Below are 26805 nucleotides of genomic sequence, written 5' to 3'. Positions count from 1 at the left end.
AGGATGTGTACATTTACTGGCCTGTACAGGTAGCTATATACACTTACACCTCTCTATGAGATGGATAAGTGTATGTTTTAAGATTGATAAAAGAAATATAAGTGTACATACACATTCACAAGCGTTAGCACCAATTTTAAAAACCAAGAAAAATATGAAACATATTGCACCAACTTTAAACCTAAAATCTTTTCATTGTCCACATTGTGGCGTATTAGCTGAACAAACATGGTCTAGCCATGGAGTAAACTGTAGTTATGTTCAAAAACAGCCTAATGGGAATAACGTTGTCAGTACATACCCCTTAGAAGAGACATTGACAGCAAAATGCAAACACTGTAATTTGTTTTCATTATGGCATAAAGAAAAAATGGTTTATCCATTGACAGGTAATGTTGAATTAGCTAATCCTGACCTACCAGATGATATCAAGAATGATTATAACGAAGCAAAAGATATTGTTAATATTTCCCCTCGTGGAGCTGCTGCCTTATTAAGATTAGCCATTCAGAAGCTTTGTACTCACCTTGGAGAAAAAGGAAAAAATATTAATGAGGATATCGCAAGTTTAGTGAAGAAAGGTTTACCAAAAACCATGCAACAAGCACTAGATAGTGTACGTGTCATTGGAAATAATGCCGTTCACCCTGGAACTATTGATTTAAATGATAGAATTGAAATTGCATATGCATTATTTGGATTCGTAAATATTATTTGCGAAGTACTTATTAGCCAACCAAAAAAAATTCAAGAATTCTATAATACTAACATCCCAGAGGGAGCAAAAAATGGAATTAAGAAAAGAGATAATTAGGGGTACAATGAAAAAATTATTACATAATATTTTTGAATTATCGATTGACATATTCTTTACTGAAGAATTAGAGAATATTCTAAATGATGTAAACGAAAGGAACCTTTGCGGAAGACTGGCTATTTATCTTGAAAACATAGCAAAAGAGAAAAAAATTGAGGGCTATTATGCTGACCCTGAATATAACCGTAAACAAAACGGACAAGTAAAAACGATTTTAGATGAAGAGATGAATGTTGTCAATATAAATTGTGATATAATTCTACATAGTAGAGGAAATATTGTAGCACAAGACAACTTGATTGCAATCGAAATGAAAAAATCGAATAGACCTGAAAAGGAAAAGGAAAGTGATAAAAAACGTTTAAGAGCCTTAACAAAAGACAACTATGATGACATTTGGTCTTTTGATGGTGTTGTATTACCTGAGCATGTATGCGGGTATATTCTAGGATTTTATATGGAGCTGAATATAAAAACTAGAAATTGTTTATTCGAATGTTATCAAAAAGGAATAAAAACTCATGAGTGGATAAGGAACTATTAAAAAACAGGTGCTAACAAAATGTAAATGTAATGCGGGTTTCAGTGGTTTTTCGGGCTGCGGCTCGTTGTTGCAACACCGCCAATTCGTCTTCGACGATTGACGGAAAATTTGAAATATTGAATAAACGAATTGGCTACGTGCGGTTTTGAAAGTTCATCACTTTTAATCCCGCACTCCACTTACATAAACCGTTAGCCACAATTCACCACAGCATTGAATATTATTTATAAAACTCTATTAATAATAAGATAATGAAACTAATAAACGACATTATAAACGAACTTGTTGATACTCAAATGTCGATAACTTCACCACTCCTTAAAACGAAAGTATTGGCAAGCAGATTGCAAAATGCAGAATTGCTAAATTGGGTGAGTAAAGAATTAAAGGGTTATGATAGTAACGACGATTTACCCAAATACAGAATATTTCATGGCGCTCTTACTGGCACCTACATAAATGGTGAGATGCAATACAATGACCAACCAGTTCCAACTATTGGTTTAAATAAGCAAATGGAAAAATCAATTCGTTCAGTAAAGTTGGCTCAGAGTATTTTAAGTCTTGAAAACATGAAAGGAGAAAGGACATCAGGGTTGCTTGAAAGTTTATTTTCTTCTGAAATAACAGCAATGATTCAGCAGAATTGGCGCAATATGGGAAACCCATATTTACAATTAATTAACTGTAAAATTTCAATTTCAGTAAATGCATTAAACGAGATCTTGTCATATGTTCGAAACAATCTTTTAGATTTTATGCTGAAAATTGATTCGCAATATGGAAATATTACAGAAATCGAAGAATTAAAAACAAAACAAGAAGAAATAGCAACGATTATGAACCAAACGATAATTAATAATATTGGTGATGGAAATGTTCTCAATACAGGTGATAAAGCAAATATATCGGCAGATATCAATATAAATAAAGGAAATAAGGAAGAACTCAAAAAACACTTGCAAACTAGTGGTGTCTGCGAAGAAGATATAGTTGAACTTTCTGAAATTATCGATACGGAAGAACCAGATTTAGAGAAAAAAACTTTTGGACAAAAAGTTAACTTATGGACACAAAAGATGTTTGGTAAAGCTCTTGACGGTTCTTGGAATATTGGTGTTGGTGCGGCAGGTAGTGTACTAGCAGAGGCTATTAAGAAATATTACGGAATGTAAGAACTGTGGCTAACAAAAGTAACCGTTGCACAACCAACTAATATTTCAAAACAGATATAATTAAAGCTCTAAAATCATGTGAATTCACATGATTTTAGAGCTTCCTTTTTTAGGTTCAAAAATCCAAAAGATTAAATTATTGAAGGCTTAAAAAGGATTTTTCATTTTTATGTATCCTTAAAACTGCTATATTTAAAATTGAATTGAGAAGTTTGATTGGTTTTTAGACAGACTGACCTTATAGCCAATGCTGAGAGGTTGCAATAATTCGACATTAAGAGTCAAAAATGGATTTGACCAAACAATATGATGCAGCTAATTTGACTGGAAACATAAAAACAAACAACTACCTGCACTTGCTCTATTGATAGGTTTTTACAATTAGATGATATACTATGCGAATCAGGGGATAACTAATTAATATTTATTTGGATATTTTAAATAAATTTTACATTCTGTTAAAAAAATCAAAGCTCTCCTATTTTCGTTATTTTTATTACGTATTGAGCTTCAGTGGTATAGGGGGCAACTAAAAAATCGAAATATGATTAATTTCAATTCATTGCGAAACCTACACTTTCTTTTCAAAAAGAAAAGAGACAAGCCCTGTTTGGATTCCGAAGTAAAATATCGTGAAATAGTAGAACATTTGCTTGTTGGAGTATATATCATTCAGAATGATTGTTTTAGATACGGTAATAAAAAATTCTGTGAGATTTTCGGATACTCATACGAGGATATTGTGGAAAAAATAAGCCCTGCATTTCTTGCTTTCGGAAGTGATAAAAATATTGTGAAAGAAAATATTAGAAAACTAATTTCCAAAGAATCAAAATCGATGGAGTATGAGTTTCGTGGAGTAAGGAAAGACGGAAGTATAGTATGGATAAAAGCTCTTGGAAATTTAATATCCTATAAAGGAAAACCTGCCATTAGCGGAACACTTATTGATTTTACGGATCGCAAATTGGTTGAAGAAGCGTTGTATATTGGAGAGGAACGCTTCCGTGTAACTCTGGAAGCTACAGAGATTGGAAATTGGGATTGGGATGTGAAAAATGATATTTGGTATGCCTCGCCCATATATTATACGATGCTTGGATATGAGCCGGTAGCCGAACCATCGGACCGAAGGGTTTGGCTTGCCAGAATTCATCCCGAGGACAGGGAATATGTTCGGGCAAAAATAAAGGATATATTAGCTTATAAAGAAGATCGTTATATTTATGAAGCCCGGATATTACACGCTGATGGAAGTTACCGATGGTATCAGGTTATAGGCCATATTATTGAAAAAGACAACCAAGGTAGAATTAAACGTATGGTTGGCATAAGAAAGGATATTACTGACTTTAAACAGGCTGAAGAAGAACTCAAAATAAGTAAGAATCGTTTACGGGCACTAATTGATACGCTCCCCGACCTTATTTGGGTCAAAAACCCGCACGGCGTCTATTTGCAATGCAATCAACGATTTGAACAGCTATATGGAGCTGCAGAAAAAGAAATTGTAGGAAAAACTGATTATGACTTCGTGGGCAAAGAACTGGCCGACTTTTTCAGGCAAAAGGATAACGAAGCCGCTGTTTCAAATAAACCAAGCATAAATGAGGAAGAATTGACTTTTGCCGATGGACATAAGGAAATAATAGAAACAATAAAAACCCCGATATACGAGAGCGATGGAACATTTATGGGCGTATTAGGAATTGGCAGAGATATTACCCAGCGCAAAAAATCAGAACAGGAATTAATCAAAAACGAAGCTTTAATTAGTACTGCTGTTGAAAATCTGCCTATTGTATTTTATTTGATAGACAAAGATGGCATCTTCAATCTTTCCATTGGGGCAGGTCTGAAAGGTATTGGCTTGTTGCCCAATCAGGTAGTCGGGCAATCTGTTTTTGATTTATACAAAGATTTTCCCAAAACATTAGAAGCAATAAATAAAGCGCTTTCAGGTGAATCTGCTCTTTTTGAATCAAATGTTAACGGAGTACACTATTTGAGCATAGTTAATCCTATGTCAATGTCTGATAATCGGGCTGGTATTGTCGGGGTTGGGTTAGATATTACTGACCGAAAGGAAGCAGAGTTTGAATTACTAAAAGCCAAAGAAAAAGCCGAAGAAAGCGACCGGTTAAAATCAGCCTTCCTGGCCAATATGAGTCATGAAATCCGTACTCCCATGAACGGTATTCTAGGCTTTGCCGGCCTGCTTAAAGAGCCGGAATTATCTGGTGAGCAACAAAAGGAGTACATTCGAATTATCGAAGAAAGTGGTGAGCGCATGCTCAACATTATAAACGACATTATTAACATTTCCAAAATAGAATCGGGAATAATTGACATTCACCTTTCCGAAACAAACATAAACAATCAGTTGCAATTTGTTTACGATTCTTTAAAACTCGATGCCTATCATAAAAAACTCAAACTCTCCTTTGTTTGTGAATTGCCTGAATATAAATCTATTACAATAACCGATAGTGAAAAGTTCTATGGAATACTTTCAAATCTGGTTAAAAATGCCTTAAAATATACCGACAAGGGAACGGTAGAGTTTGGATATGCAGTAAAAGGAGAAAAAATGGAATTCTATGTAAAAGATACAGGGATAGGAATTCCAAAAGAAAAGGTTGAAGTCATTTTTGAACGTTTTATTCAAGCTGATATTGCCGATAAAATGGCACGGCAAGGAGCAGGATTGGGATTAGCTATTTCAAAGGCTTACGTAGAAATGTTGGGTGGTAAAATCTGGGTAGATAGTGAAGAATCCAAGGGCTCAACTTTCTTTTTTACACTTCCCTACTACGTTTCTTCAACCTTTTAAGAGTAATGGTCGTTCTCAAAATTTGACTCCCGTTGCCGCACATTTTTATCGGGTGATTTGCTCATGATAAGTAAACCGAAAGAATTGAGTGAAATTTTGAATAACTTTGTAAATGAAATAAATCAGCAACTTGAAAACAGACAAGATACTATACATAAAAACAAGGATTGAATGGAGAAACTGGCTTCAGCAAAATTTCAACATTGAGAATGAAGTTTGGTTGGTCTACGCTAAAAAGTCAACCGGTGAACAACGCATACAATACAATGATGCGGTTGAAGAAGCTCTCTGTTTTGGTTGGATTGACAGCACAAATAAAACCCTTGACAAAGACCACACAATTCAGCGGTTTACTCCCAGACAATCAAAGAGCAGTTATTCACAACCAAATAAAGAACGGCTGAAATGGTTGGCTGAAAAAAATCTGATTCATCATTCCTTTCTTAAAACGGTTCAGGAAATTATTTCAAAAGAGTATGTTTTTCCTTTGGATATTTTAGATGCAATAAAAAAAGACAAAACAGCTTGGAAAAACTTTAAAGATTTTTCAGACTGTTACAAACGAATACGAATTGCATACATTGATAGTGCCAGAAAGCGGCCCGAAGAATTTACCAAACGACTGACAAACTTTATTCAAAAAACACAGGACAACAAACTTATTTCAGGCTTTGGAGGTATTGACAAATACTATTAACCCACACAATGACAAGTAATACTCGACAGAGCTCAAACTGCATAGCGGTTTGATAGGAAAGCTTGCCTGCAAATATGCTGCTACTTATACAATTTAACGTTCACAAAATAGAAGACATCAAATAATTATGAAAATTGATAACCTACTTAAGCAAGTCGAATTCATTAAAGAAATTGATAAGATCAAATACATCCAACGAAAAACAAAACTATTCAATAGCGACAGACATGAAAATGACGCTGAGCATAGTTGGCACCTGGCTATGATGGCTATTGTTTTGTCGGAGCATGCAAATGAGCAAATAGATGTATTGAAAGTATTAAAAATGGTTTTGATCCATGATATTGTTGAAATAGATGCTGGAGATATCTTTATTTATGATTCTGTTAAGAATCACTCTAACACAAAAGAAGAACTGAAAGCGGCGAAAAGAATTTTTGGGATGCTGCCCACTGAACAAGCACAAGAGTTTATCGCGATTTGGGAGGAATTTGAAGAAGGCGAAACCAATGAAGCCAAATTTGCCAAGGCAATGGACAGATTTGAACCACTATTACAAAACACCTCTAACAATGGTGGGACGTGGTCTGAATTTAATGTTAAATATGAAAGTGTTTACGACAAAAAGAAGCTTATAAAAAAAGGCTCTAAGTCAATTTGGGGATTTGCTGAGGAACTCATAAACGAAAGCGTAAAAAATGGAATCCTGAAAAAATAGCGTTATATAAATCAGCTGTTAACAAAAGTAACCGCTGCACAACCAATTGCGATTTTTAAAAAATAAGATGTGAGCTTTAAAAACATGCTGATTATCGGGTTTTTAAAGCTTCCTTTTGTAAGTTTTGCTGAAGTTGAATGCTTGGGTGTGTTGATCAGGAATGATTGAGGTGATGCAGTAAGCAGATGCTAAAATCGTGGGGCAGTGGGGGCATTGCCCAATTTTATTTTATCCTTTATTTAGAATTATTCTCAGAATCTGAAATCAGTCTTCTAAATAATGTTTTGTTAATTTTAAAAAACAAAAGGATAAAATACTTTTACGTTGTATTTAAGTGGAATAAACAACACAGCAGTAACATGATTGCATATTTGGAAAAAGGAAAATCCAGCCTGCAAAAGCAGGAGTGTGTGGCTGTAAAACATCCCTTCGCAGCCACACACATTATTTTTTGCCAATACACCCCTGATTAACGATGTAGCATTTTGATATTTAGTCCTTTTTGTTTTGACCATCCTTCTTTGTCGGTAAGACTTATAAAAAAATGATAATCACCTTCATCAAATAGCCCGTTTTCATCACCGGATGGAATTGAAATGGACAAGTTGGTTTGATATTCTGTCTGACCGGTGGGAATATCATACTCTTCAATATATAAAAATGGAGTAACCGGGGTTTTGATTGGGTCAGGATTGCATTCCGCAACTTCGGTGCTATGCGAATGGTGATCGAAGTTGTTGTGTATGTCAATGCTGAAAGAACCCAATTCAACATTATCGGAAAACAAAGCTTTCAGATCAAAGGATTCTCCAAAATAAAGGGTATCACAACTTAAGGGAAATGCATTCTGAGCTGTCAAATTAATTATTGGTTTTTCTTTATCTATTTCTTCATCTTTCCCACAAGAGTTAAAAATAATGAGCAGAAAAAGAGGGATAAATATAGCTGTTAAATTTTTCATGCCAGATTTATATTAGAGAGGGTGTCCAAAAAGGAATTATTTGTATTGAATTGTCATATTGGGCAAAGTCGAAACATCCGTTTTTCAAAGTGAAAGATTCTTCGGCCAGCTCAGAATGACAATAGAATGATACTTTTTTGGACACCCTCTAATGATTCTAAAGATTTATTACTATTGGATAATGATTTGAGAATGCCCAGTTTCCCATTGCATCTTTGCTTTTTACAAGGATATAGTAGTTGCCGGATTTCCATGCATTATCTCCCTGAATGGCAACAGGAGTCATATTGTTGTCGTTTGCAGCGCCCACTTCGATAGTGGCTGAGAAATCAGATTCATCTGGATCTTCAAAATCATGGGTGTGAAGCATTACAATTACCTTAGTATTGGCAGCACCTGAAACATCAGCATCAGCAATCTTATCTGTTTCATAAACCAAAGCTACTACCAAACCAGCCAACGAAATATTATCGGTAATTGAACCTGAAATGGAAATTGTTTCACCATTAGCAAAGTTTTTTCCATTTTCCGGTGATGATGAAATGGTTATTACCGGAGCTTTATCATCAACCATTGACTCAATTGATACTTCTTCTTCTACCGTTGTCGAGTTGCCATCCATGTCGGTTACAGTAATGTGGCAATGGTATGTACCGGCAAACGTTGTGGCAGGAATATCAACATGCTTATGAAAAGTAGTGTTTTTGAGCCCGGCAAACTCATCATATTCAACTACAATTTCGTCTGTGCTACCTTCCTCCTGGTGAATTTCGACAGTTATTTTGTCTATTTTCCCTTCAGCAACAATTTCTGCTTCGATGTGCAAATCAGCACCTATGTAACCGATATGACTGTCACCTATTCCCAATTCTAAATTACTGACAACAGGTTTTTGAACAGTTTCATCATCATTATTATCACAGGAACTAAAAAAGACAATCCCCATTACTGCTAAAATAAAAGCTATTGATTTAATCTTTGTATTCATAATTTTAAATTGTTTAATATATTTACTTACTCTTTATTTTTCCTGAAAAAGGAATGGAAATATTCGCAATAAAATTTCTTCCTGGTTCAGGTACATTTATCAGCCGATAATAGCTGGTGTGATTAAAATACTTAGTGTTTAAGAGGTTTTTAATCTGCAATGAAATAGTTATTCTTTGCTTTTTCACTGCAATATCTCCCCCCAATCCAAGATTGATTACCTGATACCCATCGGTGGTTTTTTCCGGTGGTACAATATTATTTTGAGCTGCTGTAATCCTGTAATCAAAGGATATATAGGCTTGTTCAACAAACTTTATCTTATCCCTGTGATATCTGATATTGAAAATACCGGAAGGAGGTGGTGAAAAAGGCAGGGTAAATCCTTTCTTCTCACCTGAAAGCTGCTCTGAATAAACATATTCACCGATAATGCCGAATTGCAGGGATTTCAACAATTCGTAGTGTGCATGTATTTCTGCTCCGTGTCTAAAAACCTTAGCCTGGGTGTAAAAATAAACCTGGTTTCCATTTCCGTAAAGTCTGTCGTGTTCCGAACTAGGGTTCAAATAAATGTAATTGGAAAAATAATTCAGAAATGGTGTTATCCCAATCGCAAATTTCTCTGAACTGTATTCTATGCCTGCATCAAGTTGATATGATATTTCAGGAGATAAATCAGCCTTACCCACCTCGTAACTAAAATGATGGTAATTGACACCATTTGTGGCCAATTCTTTAGCAATTGGCATACGGAAACTTTTACCAATATTGGCTTTATATGACCACTTCCCGGGATTGTAATTATACCCAACAGACCATGTTAGGTTTGAAAAACTACGGTGAATATTTCCTGCTCTTTGCAAATACGGCATGCTTGTACTACCATTTTCAACAACCGGGGATGGAAACCAATCAAAATATTCGTCGGTAATTATATGACCATAGTCATAGCGAATACCCAATTGAACCATACTTTTGTCTGAAATTGAATGTTTTGCAAAAACAAAACCTCCTATTCGCATCAGCTGGTAAGCCGGAATTATAAAACCACGGCCATCAATACAGTTGTCCTGATGTTCACTGTTTATTCCAAAATTAAATTGCGTTTTATCACTCCATTGATAGGACAACTTTAGATTCACCGAATACACATATTTTTCAAATTGTCGTTCAAGGTCGGGATTAAAATTTAATGTGTCAGGAAAAATTGGTGGCATATAACCATGATTAACGTATTGACTCCATTCCTTCCTGAAATTACGCTGAAAACCCAAATCCAGATCAAATTTCAATTGTTTCCACTGGAAATTACTTGAATTCGTGACCTTTAAATGGTTTACTGTCTGATATGGGTAATGAATATCCCTGTCTGACTTATCATGTAATTCGGCATCTACATTGCGGGGTTCCAAACCATGTGCGTTGGCAAAAAATCCGCTTTTACTATTTACACTGCTTACATAAAATTTGCTTTGATACCTTTTTTGCAGAATCCCAAAAGATAAATGGATGTCTTTTTCATTACCAGCTGTATTCCGCAAATGGTTTTTATACAATGCTGCCCGATATGAATAAATATCCACACTGTCAGCAGGAACTTTATAATCACCGTAATCAATTATGGTTGCACGCACATCTGCATAGAACCATTTTTTTCTACCATATAATGAAATGGATGTTCCCAGAAAATCATTATTCGTTTTGCCAGACAAATCAATTGTTCCACCAAAGGAATTATTGACAGATATTTTTCTGTTTGTTATGTTTACAATGCCGCCAATAGCATCAGAGCCATACATAAGGGAAGCAGGACCTTTTATCACCTCAATATTATCAACAGCATATTGGTCAATTTCAAGCCCATGGTCTGCGCCCCATTGCTGAGCTTCATGCTTGATATTGTTTTCAACCACCACAACGCGGTTAAACCCAAGCCCGCGAATTACAGGCTTCGATTGTCCTGAACCAATATCAATGCTTGTTATACCCGGCAACCTTTCAAGTGAGTTCATAAGACTACCGCCAAGGTTTTGTTTCAGATAATCGTCATTTACAATTTCAATATTGAGTGATTCTTCTTTTTTACGTGTTTCGGAATAATTACTGGTTACAACGATCTCTTGCAGGCTAAGTGCAGAAACATTTAATTGTACATTGTATGTTTTATTTCCTGTTAGTGAAATAGTATCAACAAGAGTTTTGTAACCAACAAATGAGATTTCCAGTTCATATTTACCTTTTGATAAATTATCAATGGTAAAATTACCTTTAGCATCAGTAACCGTACCTTTTTTTATAGGAAATAGAAACACAGAAGCACCTGTTAATGGTTCATTGTTTTCATCAGCAACGATACCTTTAAGTTCAAAAAATGTTTGCCCATACAAAAAACTACATAACATGCTCATGCTCAAAAAAAGCATGAAAAATTTGCTCATATAAAATTTATTGAGAGTTTAACCGCCTGAAAATTAGAAGAAAATTATTCTATGAGACAAGAATGGGTGGTGCTCTTGGAGTTTTATTGGTGAATATTTGGACGTATTGCTGTACTGAAGCTGCTTGATTGTAAGAGAAGGCCAATACAGGAATTTCTGATTTTATAACGGAAAGTTCAGGTAAATTATTTATTAAAAATTGATATTCACATATTGAACATGCGTTTTCTTTTTCTGATAAATTTTCAGTACTCGTATGGGAATTCTTATCAGATGATTCTGCACGACAAAGGTGATGTCCGCATTTATAACCATGCGCATGATGCCATACGATATGAACCGATTGAAATGTAATTGGAAAAAAGAAAATTACAAACAACATGAAAGCAATATGTTTTCTAAGCTTTATCAATTGTTTTTTTGATTTTTACAATTTGAACAAATCCCTTTTATTAAAACCTCTGTTTCAACATCAGAATAACCATCTGGTAATTGATATTTTTGTACAGGAACATCATTCATACATTTTACAGTATTACATTCATTGCAATAAAAATGGGCATGTTCATCTTTTTGTGTTACAGTATTATCCAGAGCATACTTGACCAATTGATTATCTACAATAATTTTATGGATTATTTTATGCTCTTCAAGTGTTTTGAAAGAGCGGTAAAAAGTAGTTCGGTCGTAATTACCAACCAATTGTTCTCTGATTTCATTTTCAGACAGAGCTTGGTTTGCTGCTGTTATTACATCAATAATTCCCTCTCGGCAACTTGTTCGTTTTAGATTATATCTGTTTAGTATATCAACAGCTTTCATAAATGCAGACATGTTTTAATTGCAACAATGATGCAAATGTAAAAAAAAATATTGAAAAAACGATAAGAAAAAATATTAATCTTAGCACATTATCCCTTCACATCTAGGCACATGCTGTAAACGCTCTATTCCAGCACGAAACCAAATTTTTAGAAAGAGCCTTTAGTCCGTCGCGTTCCAAGACAGGAAAGAATGATGAGACTGCAAAATAAAATTCATAATTGATAAACGGTTAGTATACAATCGCAGGTTTCACTAAGCTATTAGCTTAGTAGAAAATTTCTCACACCAGGCGCTTCAAAAGATTAATATAATACAAGAGGGTTTATGTATAAATAATTTTTAACATCAGGTATTTTTAAAGGCTTCTCCCTACACATAGAGCCCCGAATGATCAGGATTAGGTTGTGAGAAGATTCGATTAATATTTTCGACAGCAAAAATCGGTAACCAATTACCGGTTATCACTTTTCTGATTGTTATCAACTAGGGTTTCATCTCCTATCTCACTCTTGTACCGTATGATAAGTAAAATAATAAATGTGGGTACGAGCCGTAATTATAAATTTTGCAATCCGAGAGAGATTTCACAGGCTTTGATATTATCGTGTGGTTGAGTTGTATTAGGAGAGCTTACTGATACAGCTTACAAGTTACCAAGTATTTTATCCATAACCCAACTGGTATGGGCTGCAGTTTCACCGGTAGATGGGTGTTTGCTGTAGCCTAAAAGATCTTCTTTCATATTTTCAACATGATAAATCTGAATGTTTTCCGGATTTTCGATGAATAGTTCCTCTGTGCCATTTTCGTTTGTCAGCAAGAGTGCGGCATCGTCGAAAATAGAAAATTCAATTTTGCCTTTACTGCCAAATATTTCCACTTGATCTTCTCTTTGACTGCAGCCAAAATTCCAACTTCCTGTTCCCGTAATGCCATTTTCGTGCAGCCAACAAGCCGTCACAGCATCTTTTGCATCATACAGGCCTTGCTGATTAGTACTGAGGCCAGCTACTGTTTTTATATTTCCCAGCAAATAAATAAACAAGTCGATTCCATGGCTGGCTAAATCGTCGAAGTAGCCACCTGGTGCTATTTTCGAATCGGTTCGCCAATTGTATTTGCCAGACAGATCCGTTTCGTTTGCCGGTTTACTCAAATGCCATCGGATATGTCTTACTTCTCCAATTGAATTATTTTCAAGCCATGTTTTTACCTGCTGAAAACGAGGCAGGGAACGGCGGTAGTAAGCTGCAAATAAGGGGAGACTTTTTATTTTAAATGCTTCACAGATTTCCAGACAGTCCTGATGACTTGGAGCCAGTGGTTTTTCTATGCAGCAGGTTTTCCCTGCTTCAGCAACTTTTAGAGCGTAATATTTGTGCGAATCAGGAGGTGTTGCAATATATATGGCATCAATTTCACTGTCATTAATTAATTCGTCAGCATTGGTATAGAACTTAGTAATATGATGTCTTTTTGCATAATCCTGCGCTTTGTCTGCATCGCGGCGCATAACAGCCCTAATTTCGAATCCGTCCGTTTTTTGATAAGCCGGGCCGCTTTTAACTTCGGTTACATTGCCGCAACCCAATATTCCCCAACGTATTATTTTAGTATCTGAATTCTTCATTTTGTCTGGTTTGATATGTGCATTTCAATGCTAATTAGCTACGCAAGATAGGGATTTTTTGTATTTTGAAACAGAAGCCCTTCCATGTTTTTATTTTGAATTATAGATCCCTTAAATTTGTATGGCGGAGCTATTTTAGAATGCGGAATCTTTGAGAATATCATATATTTTGTATTTTTGAACGCCATTCAATTCCGTTGAAACAAATCAAAACTTTAAACGATTCTAATGATTCAATTACGAGTAAAAATTTTAGCTTTTAAAGAGGCTGATGCTAAATACCTTGATCTGGGAAAGAAAAGACTTTTAAATATGCTTCCTGAATTTGTTGATCATTTTCAATTTGTTGAAGATGATGCGGATATCTTATTTATTTTGAGTGGCGGGAGCGAGCAAGGCGCTAAATTATTGGCAGAAAAAAACAGATTTTATATTCTTCTGTCGAATGAATTGGACAATTCGAATGCAGCCGCTCTGGAAATTAAGGCGTGGATGAACCGCGAAGGGATTGGTTCTGTATTGCTGTCGAATCCGGAGGAAATGAAGGCATACATGTCTAGTTACCTGAAAGTAGTTTCGGCCATTGAGGCGTTAAAGGGAAAGCAGCTGGGGTTAATTGGCAATGTTTCCGATTGGCTGATTGCTTCAAGTGTTGAGAAGAATGTCTTGATGAGTAGGTTGGGAATCAATTTGAAACAAATTGATTGGAAAAGCCTTTGCAGCTTCGGGGATGCTGAAATTAACAATGATTTTTTAAACAAATTTGAATATACAGATCATCAGGAGAAACTGAATGCTTCGAAGATTTACAATATCCTGAAAGATTGCGTTGAGAATGAGAAATTGGATGCCTTAACCGTTGAGTGTTTTCCTTTGGTCCGTCAGAAATCGGTAACTGCCTGTCTGGCGTTGTCTCTTTTTAACGATCAGCAAATACCTGCGGGCTGCGAAGGCGATTTGGCCAGTATTGTGGGAATGATGTTTGCCAAAGAACTTTCCGGTTCAATTCCGTGGATGGCAAACGTTGCCAAAATATCTGCAGAAACTGCTTTATTCGCTCATTGTACAATCGGAACCAATTTATTGTCGGATTATGAGGTAACAACCCATTTTGAAACAGGTTTGGGAACTGCGATTCGGGGAATGTACCGTTACAATGACATTACTGTTTTTCGTTTCAACAGCGAATTAAACAAGGCTTTTATCACCACAGGTGAGGTTTTGGATCGTCCGAGATATGCAACAGCATGCCGCACGCAAATTGAGGTAAAACTGTCTCTGTCTGCAATTACTAAATTAAAGGAAAATCCTTTAGGAAATCATCATCTTATTTTACAAGGGAACCAGCTTGAGAAACTACAATTGGCCTGTGGTTTATTGGGAATTGAATTGATCTAGACAATTCAAAATACGAAAAAGGAACACCATTGTGATGTTCCTTTTTTCAATTGAAATTAGTCTGTGTTTATTTGGTAGGAGTAGTTTTTACTTTTATGCATGATTTTCTGAGAGATGATTCATTTTTTCTTTGATACAAACTAATTCTGTTATGTCTTCCAGAATCATAATAATGTATTTTTCTTTTTGATAGGGAAACAGTCGTGTTGAAAACTGTAAATGTTTGTCAACCTTTACACCTTCAAAATTAAAAAACGGTTTCGTAATTTTCTCGTTGAAAACAGCTTCATTACTAGCGTAAGAGTTAAGTGCTGAGATTCGTAATTCACAGGTTCTGCACATGCTGGTATTACCGCATAGTTCCTGTTCTTCTATTTGATACGCACAGCCTATTACTTCACCACATTTTCGATATAATAAATTTTCATTTTTTTTATTGGAAAATATGCTTAGCAATGGATCGTTATAAGCCCGTAATTTAAGATCTTTATCCAATAGCATAATACACGAACTAATGTTATTTAGAATCAGATTTAAAAATTCACTTGATTCGCTCAGTTCACTAAACCGCTCATTTGTATGTGTGATGTCTGTTTTCATGGCAATTTTTTTATCATCAAAATCATTGGATTTATACCCAATTTGGATAGTTCCATCTAAATTACGAAATTTTATGATAATCTCAAAATGTCAGAAGGCAATATTGTATGTTGTGGTTTATTTCATATAAGCTGACATTAATAAATTAAAGAGGGTGTCCAAAAGGGAATATTTTGTAATGGATTGTCATGTTGAGCGATCCCGATGGCTATCGGAACGAAACATCTGTTTTTCTAAGTGAAAGATTCTTCGTCCCGATTCATCGGGATCAGAATGACAATAGAACAATGCTTTTTGGACATCCTCATGATAAATTAAGGGACATTGCTAAAAATCTTTGATTGGATGATTCCAATTATTTTATATTCATTACTTGTACTTGTCTCTTTGGAAAAATTAGAGATTAGTGCTTTTTCAGAATTTGATTTATTGAGCTGAATAACTAAACATGAGTTAGTAATAAATACAACGATGTTGTTCCAATGAAAATCCAAAGTAGAATTCCCATGATAAAAGCATTGCTGCCGGTTTCCCTGATTTCGGAAACAGAAATACTTGAACCGATAAATAGTAGGGCGATAATCATTCCTTTTTTGCCCAACCAATTTAAGATTGCAAAACCATCGTGCCATTGTGGAACTAAGTGAGCTGTAATAATTGCCAATACAAACACGCCGATGAACCAAGGTATTTTTATTTTACCGGATTCTGTGTTTTTGTTGAAAATTGCAAATACAATTGAAACAGGAATGATCCAAAGGGCTCGGGTTAGTTTAACCGTAGTCGCAATTTCCAAAGCTTTTTCACCATAAGCAGATGAAGCACCTACTACAGAACTGGTATCGTGAATCGCAATTGCCGACCAAAAACCAAATGTTTCCTGACTCATTTCAAAATAATGTCCGATGATTGGAAATAGGATCAATGCGACAGAGTTTAGCACAAAAACAACAGCCATTGCAAACAAAACCTGCTTGTTTTTTGCATTAATAACAGGTGCAACAGCTGCAATGGCACTACCACCGCAAATAGCAGTTCCTGCCGCAATTAATATGCTTGTGGCTTTCTCCACCTTAAAAAGTTTACCGAGTAACAAACCAATACTGATGGTTGTTATTACCGACATGGCCGTAAAACCAAAACCTGATTTAGATGCTTCTATTACCAGGGTCAGATTCATGCCAAAACCCATTAGAATGATGGATGCCTGTAAAACAGAAGATGTGTATTTGGTAAACCGGGCGGTTTTAATCCCAAACATAGAAAAGAAGAGTCCGGTGATTAGAGCAATAGCTGGTGAAAAGCCGGGCATAAAGCAAAGTGCAATGCCGATTAAGAATAAGTAGCTGGTTTTTTTAGAGAATTGATACATTTGTTTTTGTTCTTTGATTTCAGGAACAAAAATACGATGTATGAATAGCTTATGGAAATTGTAAATTATTATTATATATAACTAAAAGTTATGGTGATGAAGTAGGTCTATAAATAAACCGGGGATTTTTAACTCAGAGCCCTGACGCGATGCCAGTCTTAGTTTCCGATGAATATTTAATTCACTTACATTTAGTTTGCAAAGACTTTTCAGCTGCATTTCCTTCTTAACAGACTTTTCGGATATCAGAGCAATACCGTCAAAATCACAAAGAAAATTTTTAATTGCTTCGGTACTTCCCAGATGAATCAGAATGTTTAGTTTTTCCAGATCTATATTTTGCTTAGCGAGTGTTTTCTGAATAACCTGCAATGTTCCGGAACCTTTTTCGCGCAGTACCAAAGGTATTTCCTGAATGTCGATTAGTTTAATGTTTTTGCGTTTTGCGTATACACTTTGTGTTCCTGTAACGGCAATAATTTCATCATCCAGAAAATCCATGTATTTGATGTTGGAATTGGACGTTTCATTTTCTACCAGAGCCAAATCTATTTCATTATCGAGCAGTTTTTGCTCCATTTCAAAAGAATTGCCGTTGAATAAATCGAGTTTGATTTTGGGATATCGTTTATGAAAGGATGCAATTACCGATGGAATAAGGTATTGGGAAATTGTGGAACTGGCACCAATTCGCAAAGAACCATTAAAAGCCTCATTTAATCTGCCCAATTCATATTCCAAATCACGATACTGCTGTTTGATTTGTTTAAGACTGCGATACACCAATTTGCCGGACTTAGTTAAATAAACTTTGTTTCCTTTTCGTTCGAAAAGAGCGGTATTTAATTTGCTTTCCAATTCTTTAATGTGTTTGGTAACTGCAGGCTGGCTGATGAACAGTTCTTCGGCGGCTTTCGAGAAATTTAGGTTTTCTGCCACAGCAATAAATACTTCGTCCCGATAATCCATGTCTTATCTTTTTAATTTTGTTTTCAACCATTTCCAGGGGAACAGTATTGATACATTTTTTTGATAAATCCGGTACTGTTCACCGTATTTTAAAACTAGTTTTTTTTCTTCTAAAAGACAGCCAATAATCAAATAAATACTAAGAATTACATTCACGATCAATGAGCTGGTATTTAAATTTCCTGCCCATATAAATAAGAAAGTTGCAGTATACCAAGGATGGCGGATTACACCAAGAATTCCGGAAGTATTTATATTTTCATCATCAGATATAGTTTTGTGATGTTCTTTTTGCTGAATCTGGCGAAAGCCTAAAAAGGACGATAGATCGTATGTACGGGAACCGGCAAAAAACAAGTAAAAGCTGATTAGGAGAATAAAAACACGTACAACCATAAAATTACCTGACCAGGTAAAAATCATCTCGCTTTTTATTGAATAGGAATACCAAATCAGTGGTAAGAATGTAATTAGTGAAAATAGATTGTAGAGAATCCGGTAGGTTCTGAATTGTTTGCCAAGTTTAGGTTTTATATAGCTGATGAACTGATTCGAAATTAAACTGCTGTGAAAAAAGCACCATAACAATAGAAATATACAAAGCAGAATATGTTGTGTTGAGATCATTGCGTAAAAGTAGGAAATAGATTTCTTTTTAATCTATTTCCTGCACTTTGAACGAAGATATTCTATCTTGTTATATCAGTTATCTTATTCGCCAAATCAGATGAATGATCAGTTAGTGAATACTTTAGGTGGATTTTTAGGGTCTAATATCTCAGAGAATCTTTTTGATTCACTTCCGGTTTTTATTTTTTCCTTGCAGAGATAATAGTTTTTTTCATCAATTTTAGTCGCAGGTATAAAAAATAAAAAGTACAAGAATACCTTTGTTTTATCCATTTACGAATGAGTTTTGCTTTCCTAGCTTTGTTGAGTAAGAAATAGTAAATGTGTTGAATTAATAGTAAAAGATATGAGTAAGAAATTTTTATATGTTAGCGCAAACCCAAAAGAAGAAAAGGATTCATATAGCTTAAAGGTAGGAAGAGCTTTTATTGAGCAATACAAAAAGCAAAACCCCAATCACGAGGTTACAGAACTTGATTTGTTTAAAACAGATGTTCCCTATTTAAATGCAATGGTTTTTGATGGTTTTTCGAAGTTGCAGAATGGTGGCAGCTTAAACGATTTGGATCAAGAGCAGATGCAGCAGATTGGAAATCTAAATCAACTTTTGGAACAATTTATGGAAGCTGATGCCTATGCGTTTGTTAACCCGATGTGGAATTTTTCTATTCCTCCTGTACTTAAAGCATATATTGATGTCATATTGCAGGCAGGAAAAACATTTCACTATACAGAAAATGGCCCGGAAGGATTGATGAAAGGAAAGAAAGCTGTTCACATTCAAGCATCAGGAGGAGTTTATTCAAATGGGGCGGGAAGTGAAATGGATTTTTCGCATCGTTATTTAAAATCAGTTTTGGGATTTATTGGAATATCAGAATTGAAATTTGTTCCTGTTGAAGGAATTGCAATGGGACTGGATATTCCGGAGATTGAAAAATTGGCAAAAGAAAAGGCGATTGAATTCGTGTCTGAATTCTAATTGTATCATTGAAAAATAGAATTTCAAGAAATTTTACTTGAATTGTGTGCGGGTCGATCATCCTTTGGGAATGTCTTCCCGCACTTTCGTATGGTAAATCGGGTAACTTTGTTAAAATTCCTTTAATTGTCAGTTATCGGGCACGCTTTAATTTTTATGTAGATTTAAAAACAACTACTTTAGTAGTTCTTAACAGTACATGGCTAAAAACAAATACATGAAGTTGGATCAGTTGAAATTAAATATAGATCATATTCCATTCAAAAAATCATTGAGTTTTCTTCCTTTAATTAATAAATTAAAGAGTGAACAAAGAAATGGAGCCGGAAATGATTCACTGGCAAACATTATTTTGGATGTAGTTAACAGGAATCCCGATTTAGCAAAAACCGATTTTAATATTGAGGATGTTAGTAAGTATGAGGATGAGATTCATACAATAATGTCTTATTTTTTCACACCATCTCAATACAAAAAAGATATAGCTGTTGCAGCAAGTCCGTTCGACGATCATAATTTTTATTTCACTCCAAATTACTTAAAAATTTATAATGATCAGAATATTGAAATTGAACATGTAGAGCAGAAGAATCAGGATAATTGTTATCAGACTTTTACGAAGTTAATATATGCATATCTAATGATTCTTCCCAAATACTATAATTTTCAATTGGATATGGATTATCTGTTTTTGTATCGTATGACAGATAAGTTGAATGGTTTGGTGAAGTATTATAAATTGGAGTATGATGAGTCATGTATAGAAGTGACTTCTAACGGGAAGCCGCCGGAAGCCTCGGAGGAGGATATTAGAGAAATGATTAACGATCCAATGAATATGGATTTTTGGATGAAGACGATTCCTTTGGATAATTTTACTTTTTGTGGATTTATGTCATTCAAATATGTAGATGTTACTCAGATCGAAGTAATCTCATCATTAAAATCTCAATTGCTGGAAAAATCTTCAATAATTAACAGGGCTAACTTTGAAGCTCTCGAACAGAATATCCGCTCATTATTAACTCTGTCAAATTTAAATTTAGGAGTACTTGCTTTGGGGATTTCTCAAGGTTGTATTGAAAATCCTTCTAATTTTTGGCATGGATTCATTGATTCTAATAAATACTCGTGCGATGCATACCGGAGAACAATATATGAAGAGGCAGGTCTATCCGGTTATCCTGTTTTAATTAATGACCTTTCTCAAAAGGCTGATTTAAAGCCTGTAGAACAAGAATTGCTAAATCAGGGCATTAAAAATATTTGTATTATTCCTCTTTATTACGAGGGAGAGTTGGTGGGCATGATGGAATTGGGATCAACAAAGGCTTTTGATATCAATTTCACGAAACTGCGTGTGATAAAAGATATCATTCCGGTATTTTCTATCGCCGTTCATCGGACGAGTGAGGAATTAAAAAATAGAATAGAGGCTACGATTAAAGAAGAATGTACAGCAATACATCCAAGTGTAGAGTGGCGGTTTCAGCAGGCGGCCAGTAATTTGTTAGCCAAAAGAGATTTGGATGATCTGGTGCAAATGGAAGAAATCGTTTTTCGGGAAGTATATCCATTGTACGGAGCCATTGATGTCCGTCATTCCTCGGTGATTCGAAACCGGACAATTCAGGATGATTTGGTGGAACAATTGCAATTGGCACGTGAAGTTTTGAAAGAAGCATTTTTGGATTGTAAAATGCCTGTTTACGATCAGTTAATATACAAAATCGACTATTTTATTGATGGGATTGAAAAAGGACTTTCTTCGGGTGATGAAATGAACGTTCTTAGTTTTATTCGTCATGATGTAGAATCCCTTTTTCCGCATTTTAAAGAGAATGGATCTGCTTTAACTGCTGCGATTGCAGAATACAATAAAAATATTGATCCAGACTTAAATATAGTTTACAAGCAAAGAAAAGATTTTGAGGATAGTTTGGCGATGATTAATGATTGCGTTATCTCTTATCTTGAAAAAGAGCAAGAAAAAGCACAGAAGATGTTTCCTCATTATTTTGAGAAATATCGTACAGATGGCGTAGAGCATAATATTTATATCGGACAAAGTATTTCAGCACAAAAAACATTTGATCGAATCTATTTAAAGAATCTTCGCTTGTGGCAGTTAATTGTAAGTGCTGAATTAGCCCGGAAAACAGGTGCTTTAAAAAGTTCATTGCCAATTGAACTGGAAACCACAGGTTTAATTTTAGTACATAGCCAACCTTTGGCAATAAGGTTCAGACAAGATGAGAAAAAATTTGATGTAGATGGGGCTTATAATATTCGTTATGAGATTGTTAAAAAAAGGATTGATAAGGCAGTAATAAAAGGAACCAGTGAGCGCCTTACTCAGCCTGAAAAATTAGCCGTAATATTTAGTCAGGAATCTGAAATGGCAGAGTATCAGAGGTATTTGGAGTATTTGGCTGCTAAGGGCTACTTCGAGAACAATATTGAACATTTGGAGTTGGAAGATTTACAAGGAGTGTATGGATTAAGAGCGCTAAGAGTTCAAATTAAGAATGGTGAAGAACCGAATGAAGTGCTTACTGTTGCTAAGGAATTGAAGCTGAATGAATAGTTTTTGTTGCCAATAATCTTAAAAAATTAAAATAGAATACAAGTAGAATAAATTTATGCAATTTAAATCTTTATGTCTTAGTCTGGTTTTATCCACAATAAGTTTCTTGAATTTTGCTCAATTGGCAACAGATAGTTTGCCCAATATGGCTCGTCCAAAAATAGGGCTTGTTTTAAGCGGTGGTGGTGCAAAAGGTTTTGCTCATGTTGGTGTTCTTAAGGTTATTGACGAATTAGGTATACCAATAGACTATATCGCGGGTACTAGTATGGGAGGCCTTATAGGTGGTTTTTATGCAATTGGATATTCCGCTGTTGATATTGAGAAAATGATCTTGAGTCAGAATTGGGAAAATCTCCTCTCAGATAATGTGTCGCGAAAATTTGTACCTATTTATGAGAAAAAGGATTTTGAAAGATATATCCTTTCATTTCCGATTAAACCGAAAGGAATTCAATTGCCTAGTGGTATTGTTGGGGGGCAAAACGTGATCAATTTATTTGAACGGTTAACGATAGAATACCATGACCAGACGGATTTTAATAAATTACCCATTCCTTTTTTATGTATTGCTACTGATTTGGAAACAGGGAAGGCTGTAGTTTTGGATAAGGGTTATCTGCCTCTGGCTATGCGAGCCAGTATGGCTATTCCAACCTTTTTCTCTCCGGTAGAGATAGATGGCAAATTATTAGCTGATGGGGGAATGATTAATAATTTTCCGGTAAAGGAATTAATTAATATGGGTGCCGATATTATTATTGGAGTAGATGTACAGTCTGGTGTTAAGTCCAAAAAAGAATTAAAGTCTATTTTGGATATAATGAATCAGACGGTTTCATTAATGGCATTGAATAATTTTAAAGACAATCTGAAATACTGCGATATCTATATTAAACCTAAAATAGATGAATACACGGTTGGGAGTTTTCAGGATGCGGATTCATTAATTCATAGAGGAGAAGCAATTGCACAAACATTTATTCCAACTTTACTCGATTTAAAGAAGAAATATAATCTGGAAAAGAAAAAAATGAAAACATATGTGCCTCCATGTGATTCATCCACTTATTTTATTAAGGATATGGAGGTTAATGGGTTAAATGAAGTGAGTTATTCGTTGTTGTATGGTAAGCTGAATTTGGAGATGAACAGTAATGTTAGTTTATACAAATTACAGGATGGGATTAATCGTGTGTATGGCAGCCGGTACTTCGATCGTGTAGATTTTCAAATGAAAGGAGAGAAAGAAAAGACTCTTATTGTAAATGTGAAGGAGCGAACCACCAAGAGATTTAATGTTGGACTTCATTACGATAGCGATAATAATGCTGCCGTATTACTAAATACAACATTTCGGAATAAACTAAAAAGTGGATCCCGTTTATCGTTTGATTTAAAACTAGCAGAAAATCCGAGATTTAAAACGACTTATACTGTTGATAATGGTTTGAAGCCGGGCTTGAATGTGGAAGCTGAATTTAATGATTCTCAGGTAGATGCTTTTGAGGATGGTAAAAAACTTGCAAGTTATGACTTTAACTATCTGAAATTGGATGTAAATACACATTCTATATTTCGGGAATCATATTCTGTTGGATTAGGTGGCAAGTTGGAATACTACAATATTAATTCAGAATTCAGGACTTTTGATTTAGTGGATACCCGGGATGAAGATTATTACTTTACCTATTATGCGTTTTTAAATCTGGACTCCCATGATAAGGCTTATTATCCAAAGACCGGAATGAGTCTTTATGGAGAATATAAATTAGTAACAAATAACGGATTTAAACTTGATGGTATGAACCGACCAGCGTCGGTGGCTTATCTTAAATTTCAAAAGGCAATTAGTGTAAGTTCTGCATTTACGGTTTATCCAAAATTTTATGGAAGGGTTGTATGGGGTAAAAATATACCTAATTTTTATATGTCTTATACCGGAGGAATCGATCAAACAGATTATTTTGATATTCAAATGCCTTTTGTTGGTTTGGAACGTATGGAGTTGGCTTCAGTAAATTCTTTTGTTTTCCGGGCCGATTTTCAGTATGAATTATTTCGGAATAATTATTTAATTCTGAAAATCAATGCCGGTAAATTGGTTGAAGATGTTAATAATGTATTAACAAAGGGTGAATGGATTAGAGGAATAGGATTAACATATTCGTACAATAGTTTAATTGGCCCGATAGAATTTTCGTTGATGTATTCTGATAAGAAAAATGGTATTTCAAACTATGTGAATTTAGGCTTTTGGTTTTAATCGATTCTCGGCTCTAATTTAAAGGTTTTATAAGTTCAATCTTACTACTTTCCTGACAGGTAAACCTGATTATTATGAATAAAAGTATTTTGTTTTTAGCGGTTCTTTTTTGCAGTACTTCAATTGAAGTGTTCGGTCAGAATATGGGTGATACTTTAAAGTGCAGCTGGAATCCTGGAATAATAGGAACGGGTCCGGTTCGTGGTCTGGAAATGTCTTATCAAACAAATACAAATTATAACATCCGATCGTCTTCAGATGTATATGGAAACGGGAAATCTGAAATTGATTACAATCGTGTTTTTACGGCAAAGTTACACTTTCCGATATTTCTTAATCAGAAATTGAAAATTGCAGGTAGTATAGAGTATAGTGATGAAGAATTCCATTTTGATGATATTCCAGTCAATAATTACTCTTTGTATAAAAGTCTGAATGATAAAAACCTAAAGAGTGTAGGAGGCAGTCTCTATCTTACTGCTCAGCTAAAAAGGAATATGTTTTTCATGTTTCGTTTCAATGCCAGGTTAAAAGGTGATTACTGGAAAGAACACATTGGTGATGTGAGTAAATATACTTTTCTGAAAATGGAGATGTCGCCTATAATTGGGTGGAAAGTGAATTCTAAAAAATCATGGGGTGTTGGTTTGGCTTATTCCTATACTTTTGGCGACCCATTGCTGTTTCCTGTTTTTGTTTACAATCATTCTTTTGCTGATAAATGGGGTGTTGAAGCTTTACTTCCTGCCAGGATAAAATTGCGGTATCAACCATCAAAACTTTGTTTTATCAATGCAAAAGCAAGATTGCAGGGGGGTAGTTACAGCATTCATTTTAACGATCCTGAATTGAATGATTTTAAGACATTGGAATTAAGAAGAGCTGATTTGAACTTTTCACTGGAAATAGAAAAGGGAATTGCAGACTGGCTGTGGACTTCTTTTGAATGTGGTTACCGAACCAATATTAATTTTGATGTTACCAACAGTAACCATGGATTTAGTCTGTCTGGAAGCAAATTGACCAATAAGAACAGTATTATAGATTCATCCGTTGGAGGAGGAGTTTTTTACAATTTCTCAGTATTTATCGTACCCTCAAAAACACTTCTGAAACGTCTTGGTTTAAAATAAGGGAATATAGAAAAAAGGGCGGCATTCTTTCTGCCTGGTCTAAAATTAGTAAAAATACCGCCCTTATCGTTTAGTTTAGTTTAGTTTAGTTCATTCGAAAATATCGATGGTGCGATATCTCTTAAATTATATCTGGATGCCATTGCTTCTCCATAAGCACCGGCGGTGCGAATTGCAATTAAATCGTTTCTTTTTGTAGCCGGTAAGCTGACTAATTTACCAAAGCAATCAGATGATTCACAAATAGGTCCAACCACATCATAATTTTCAGTTTCACCATTCGAACTTAAGTTTTCGATTTTGTGATAAGCCTGATAAAGAGCCGGGCGCAGCAATTCAGTCATGCCGGCATCTAAAATTGCAAATTTGGTTTTCACACCATTTTTAACGTATAAAACTTTGGAAATTAAGCTGCCGCATTGCGCTACCATTGATCTTCCCAGTTCGAAATGAAGTTCCTGATTTGCCTCCAGATTCAAAAACTCATTAAAAATGCCAAAAAAGGTCACAAAATCAGGGATCGGATTTTGATCAGGATGCTTGTAGTCCACTCCAAAACCACCGCCAACATTGATATGATCAACAAAAATTTGCCGGTCGGAAAACCACTGCTTAATTTCATTGATGCGAAGACATAAGCCTTTGAACACACTCAAATCGGTAATTTGAGATCCAATGTGAAAGTGCAGGCCAATTAACTCTATGTTTTTATAGGATGCAAGACCTTCCAGAACACTGTCAAATTCCCATCGGCTGATACCAAATTTATTCTCTTCAACCCCTGTTGTGATGTAATGATGCGTATTTGCATTAACATTTGGGTTGATACGAATTGCAATTTTTGCAATCTTATTGGCTTTTTCTGCCATTTCATTAATCAATTCCATTTCGGGAATTGATTCGCAGTTGAAACAGAAAATGTCTGAATCAAGTGCGGTTTGAATTTCCTGATCGGATTTTCCAACACCGGCATATACAATTTTATTCGGTGGATATCCTGATTCCAAAGATCTCTTTATTTCATTTCCACTTACACAATCGGCACCAAATCCATACGACTGAATTTTGGTCATAATTTTCGGATTGGCATTCGCTTTTACTGCATAATGAACATGATATCCATATTTGGATGATTCTCTTTTAACGATCTCCAAAGTGTTTTGGAGAATCTCCATATCGTAATAGTAGAATGGAGTAGGTATGTTTGAGAATTCGTTGATTCTTGAGCTGTTAAACATGA

General features: G+C 35.0%; 21 protein-coding genes. 11 read left to right on the top strand and 10 right to left on the bottom strand.

Annotated features, from left to right (window positions below; all coding sequences use genetic code 11):
* The 6 genes from GQR60_RS19210 to GQR60_RS19185 form a co-directional block, all read left to right on the top strand.
* Positions 1 to 814: DUF4145 domain-containing protein (locus GQR60_RS19210; protein ID WP_225441458.1), on the top strand; the 814-nt coding region annotated here is incomplete at its 5' end.
* Positions 815 to 821: 7 nt separating this feature from the next.
* Positions 822 to 1361, top strand: a complete 540-nt coding sequence (locus GQR60_RS19205) for a hypothetical protein (RefSeq protein WP_124994496.1) — start codon at positions 822 to 824, stop codon at positions 1359 to 1361.
* 251 nt (positions 1362 to 1612) lie between these two features.
* Positions 1613 to 2536 (top strand): AbiTii domain-containing protein, encoded by a 924-nt coding sequence (locus tag GQR60_RS19200; protein ID WP_124994495.1) that lies wholly within the window; start codon positions 1613 to 1615, stop codon positions 2534 to 2536.
* A 544-nt stretch (positions 2537 to 3080) separates the two neighbouring features.
* Complete coding sequence (locus GQR60_RS19195) at positions 3081 to 5369, top strand: PAS domain-containing sensor histidine kinase (protein WP_124994494.1); 2289 nt, start codon at positions 3081 to 3083, stop codon at positions 5367 to 5369.
* 130 nt (positions 5370 to 5499) lie between these two features.
* A complete protein-coding gene (locus tag GQR60_RS19190; RefSeq protein ID WP_124994493.1) occupies positions 5500 to 6066 on the top strand; it encodes a YdeI/OmpD-associated family protein in 567 nt (188 codons plus the stop codon).
* Positions 6067 to 6193: 127 nt separating this feature from the next.
* Positions 6194 to 6784: an HD domain-containing protein gene (locus tag GQR60_RS19185; protein WP_124994492.1), complete on the top strand. Its 591-nt coding sequence runs from the start codon at positions 6194 to 6196 to the stop codon at positions 6782 to 6784.
* Positions 6785 to 7253: 469 nt separating this feature from the next.
* On the opposite strand, the gene GQR60_RS19180 is transcribed toward GQR60_RS19185, so the two are convergent.
* The 5 genes from GQR60_RS19180 to GQR60_RS19160 all read right to left on the bottom strand — a co-directional run bounded on the left by GQR60_RS19180 (position 7254) and on the right by GQR60_RS19160 (position 13628).
* The gene (locus GQR60_RS19180) at positions 7254 to 7745 is read right to left on the bottom strand and encodes a DUF4625 domain-containing protein (RefSeq protein WP_124994491.1); all 492 of its coding nucleotides are present in this window, start codon (positions 7743 to 7745) and stop codon (positions 7254 to 7256) included.
* A 157-nt stretch (positions 7746 to 7902) separates the two neighbouring features.
* A complete protein-coding gene (locus tag GQR60_RS19175; protein ID WP_124994490.1) occupies positions 7903 to 8733 on the bottom strand; it encodes a DUF4625 domain-containing protein in 831 nt (276 codons plus the stop codon).
* 22 nt (positions 8734 to 8755) lie between these two features.
* Positions 8756 to 11173: a TonB-dependent receptor gene (locus tag GQR60_RS19170; protein WP_124994489.1), complete on the bottom strand. Its 2418-nt coding sequence runs from the start codon at positions 11171 to 11173 to the stop codon at positions 8756 to 8758.
* A 408-nt stretch (positions 11174 to 11581) separates the two neighbouring features.
* Complete coding sequence (locus GQR60_RS19165) at positions 11582 to 12007, bottom strand: Fur family transcriptional regulator (protein WP_124994488.1); 426 nt, start codon at positions 12005 to 12007, stop codon at positions 11582 to 11584.
* A gap of 634 nt (positions 12008 to 12641) precedes the next feature.
* Positions 12642 to 13628, bottom strand: coding sequence for a Gfo/Idh/MocA family protein (locus GQR60_RS19160; protein ID WP_124994487.1), 987 nt, complete (start codon positions 13626 to 13628; stop codon positions 12642 to 12644).
* A gap of 228 nt (positions 13629 to 13856) precedes the next feature.
* On the opposite strand from GQR60_RS19160, the gene GQR60_RS19155 reads away from it, so the two are divergent.
* Complete coding sequence (locus GQR60_RS19155) at positions 13857 to 15026, top strand: hypothetical protein (protein ID WP_124994486.1); 1170 nt, start codon at positions 13857 to 13859, stop codon at positions 15024 to 15026.
* Between the two features lie 93 nt (positions 15027 to 15119).
* Here the strand turns inward: GQR60_RS19155 and GQR60_RS19150 are convergent, their stop codons facing one another.
* From GQR60_RS19150 to GQR60_RS19135, 4 genes are all read right to left on the bottom strand, one after another.
* The gene (locus GQR60_RS19150; protein ID WP_124994485.1) at positions 15120 to 15626 is read right to left on the bottom strand and encodes a nitrogen regulation protein NR(II); all 507 of its coding nucleotides are present in this window, start codon (positions 15624 to 15626) and stop codon (positions 15120 to 15122) included.
* Between the two features lie 442 nt (positions 15627 to 16068).
* Complete coding sequence (locus GQR60_RS19145; RefSeq protein ID WP_124994484.1) at positions 16069 to 16998, bottom strand: YeiH family protein; 930 nt, start codon at positions 16996 to 16998, stop codon at positions 16069 to 16071.
* Between the two features lie 81 nt (positions 16999 to 17079).
* Positions 17080 to 17967 (bottom strand): LysR substrate-binding domain-containing protein, encoded by an 888-nt coding sequence (locus tag GQR60_RS19140; RefSeq protein WP_124994483.1) that lies wholly within the window; start codon positions 17965 to 17967, stop codon positions 17080 to 17082.
* Between the two features lie 3 nt (positions 17968 to 17970).
* Complete coding sequence (locus tag GQR60_RS19135) at positions 17971 to 18594, bottom strand: methyltransferase family protein (protein WP_124994482.1); 624 nt, start codon at positions 18592 to 18594, stop codon at positions 17971 to 17973.
* A 349-nt stretch (positions 18595 to 18943) separates the two neighbouring features.
* Between GQR60_RS19135 and GQR60_RS19130 the strand changes: the two genes are divergently transcribed.
* From GQR60_RS19130 to GQR60_RS19115, 4 genes are all read left to right on the top strand, one after another.
* Positions 18944 to 19579, top strand: a complete 636-nt coding sequence (locus GQR60_RS19130) for an FMN-dependent NADH-azoreductase (protein ID WP_124994481.1) — start codon at positions 18944 to 18946, stop codon at positions 19577 to 19579.
* A 217-nt stretch (positions 19580 to 19796) separates the two neighbouring features.
* The gene (locus GQR60_RS19125) at positions 19797 to 22166 is read left to right on the top strand and encodes a GAF domain-containing protein (RefSeq protein WP_160463529.1); all 2370 of its coding nucleotides are present in this window, start codon (positions 19797 to 19799) and stop codon (positions 22164 to 22166) included.
* 106 nt (positions 22167 to 22272) lie between these two features.
* Positions 22273 to 24432, top strand: a complete 2160-nt coding sequence (locus tag GQR60_RS19120) for a patatin-like phospholipase family protein (RefSeq protein WP_160463528.1) — start codon at positions 22273 to 22275, stop codon at positions 24430 to 24432.
* A 74-nt stretch (positions 24433 to 24506) separates the two neighbouring features.
* Complete coding sequence (locus tag GQR60_RS19115; RefSeq protein ID WP_124994478.1) at positions 24507 to 25565, top strand: DUF6268 family outer membrane beta-barrel protein; 1059 nt, start codon at positions 24507 to 24509, stop codon at positions 25563 to 25565.
* 80 nt (positions 25566 to 25645) lie between these two features.
* Here the strand turns inward: GQR60_RS19115 and lysA are convergent, their stop codons facing one another.
* Complete coding sequence (gene lysA, locus GQR60_RS19110) at positions 25646 to 26803, bottom strand: diaminopimelate decarboxylase (RefSeq protein ID WP_124994477.1); 1158 nt, start codon at positions 26801 to 26803, stop codon at positions 25646 to 25648.
* Between the last annotated feature and the right edge of the window lie 2 nt (positions 26804 to 26805).

This window comes from Labilibaculum euxinicum, from assembly GCF_009795715.1.
Lineage (GTDB): Bacteria > Bacteroidota > Bacteroidia > Bacteroidales > Marinifilaceae > Labilibaculum > Labilibaculum euxinus.
The sequence above is the reverse complement of the archived record's forward strand: the minus strand, read 5'-3'. Positions and strand labels throughout refer to the sequence as shown.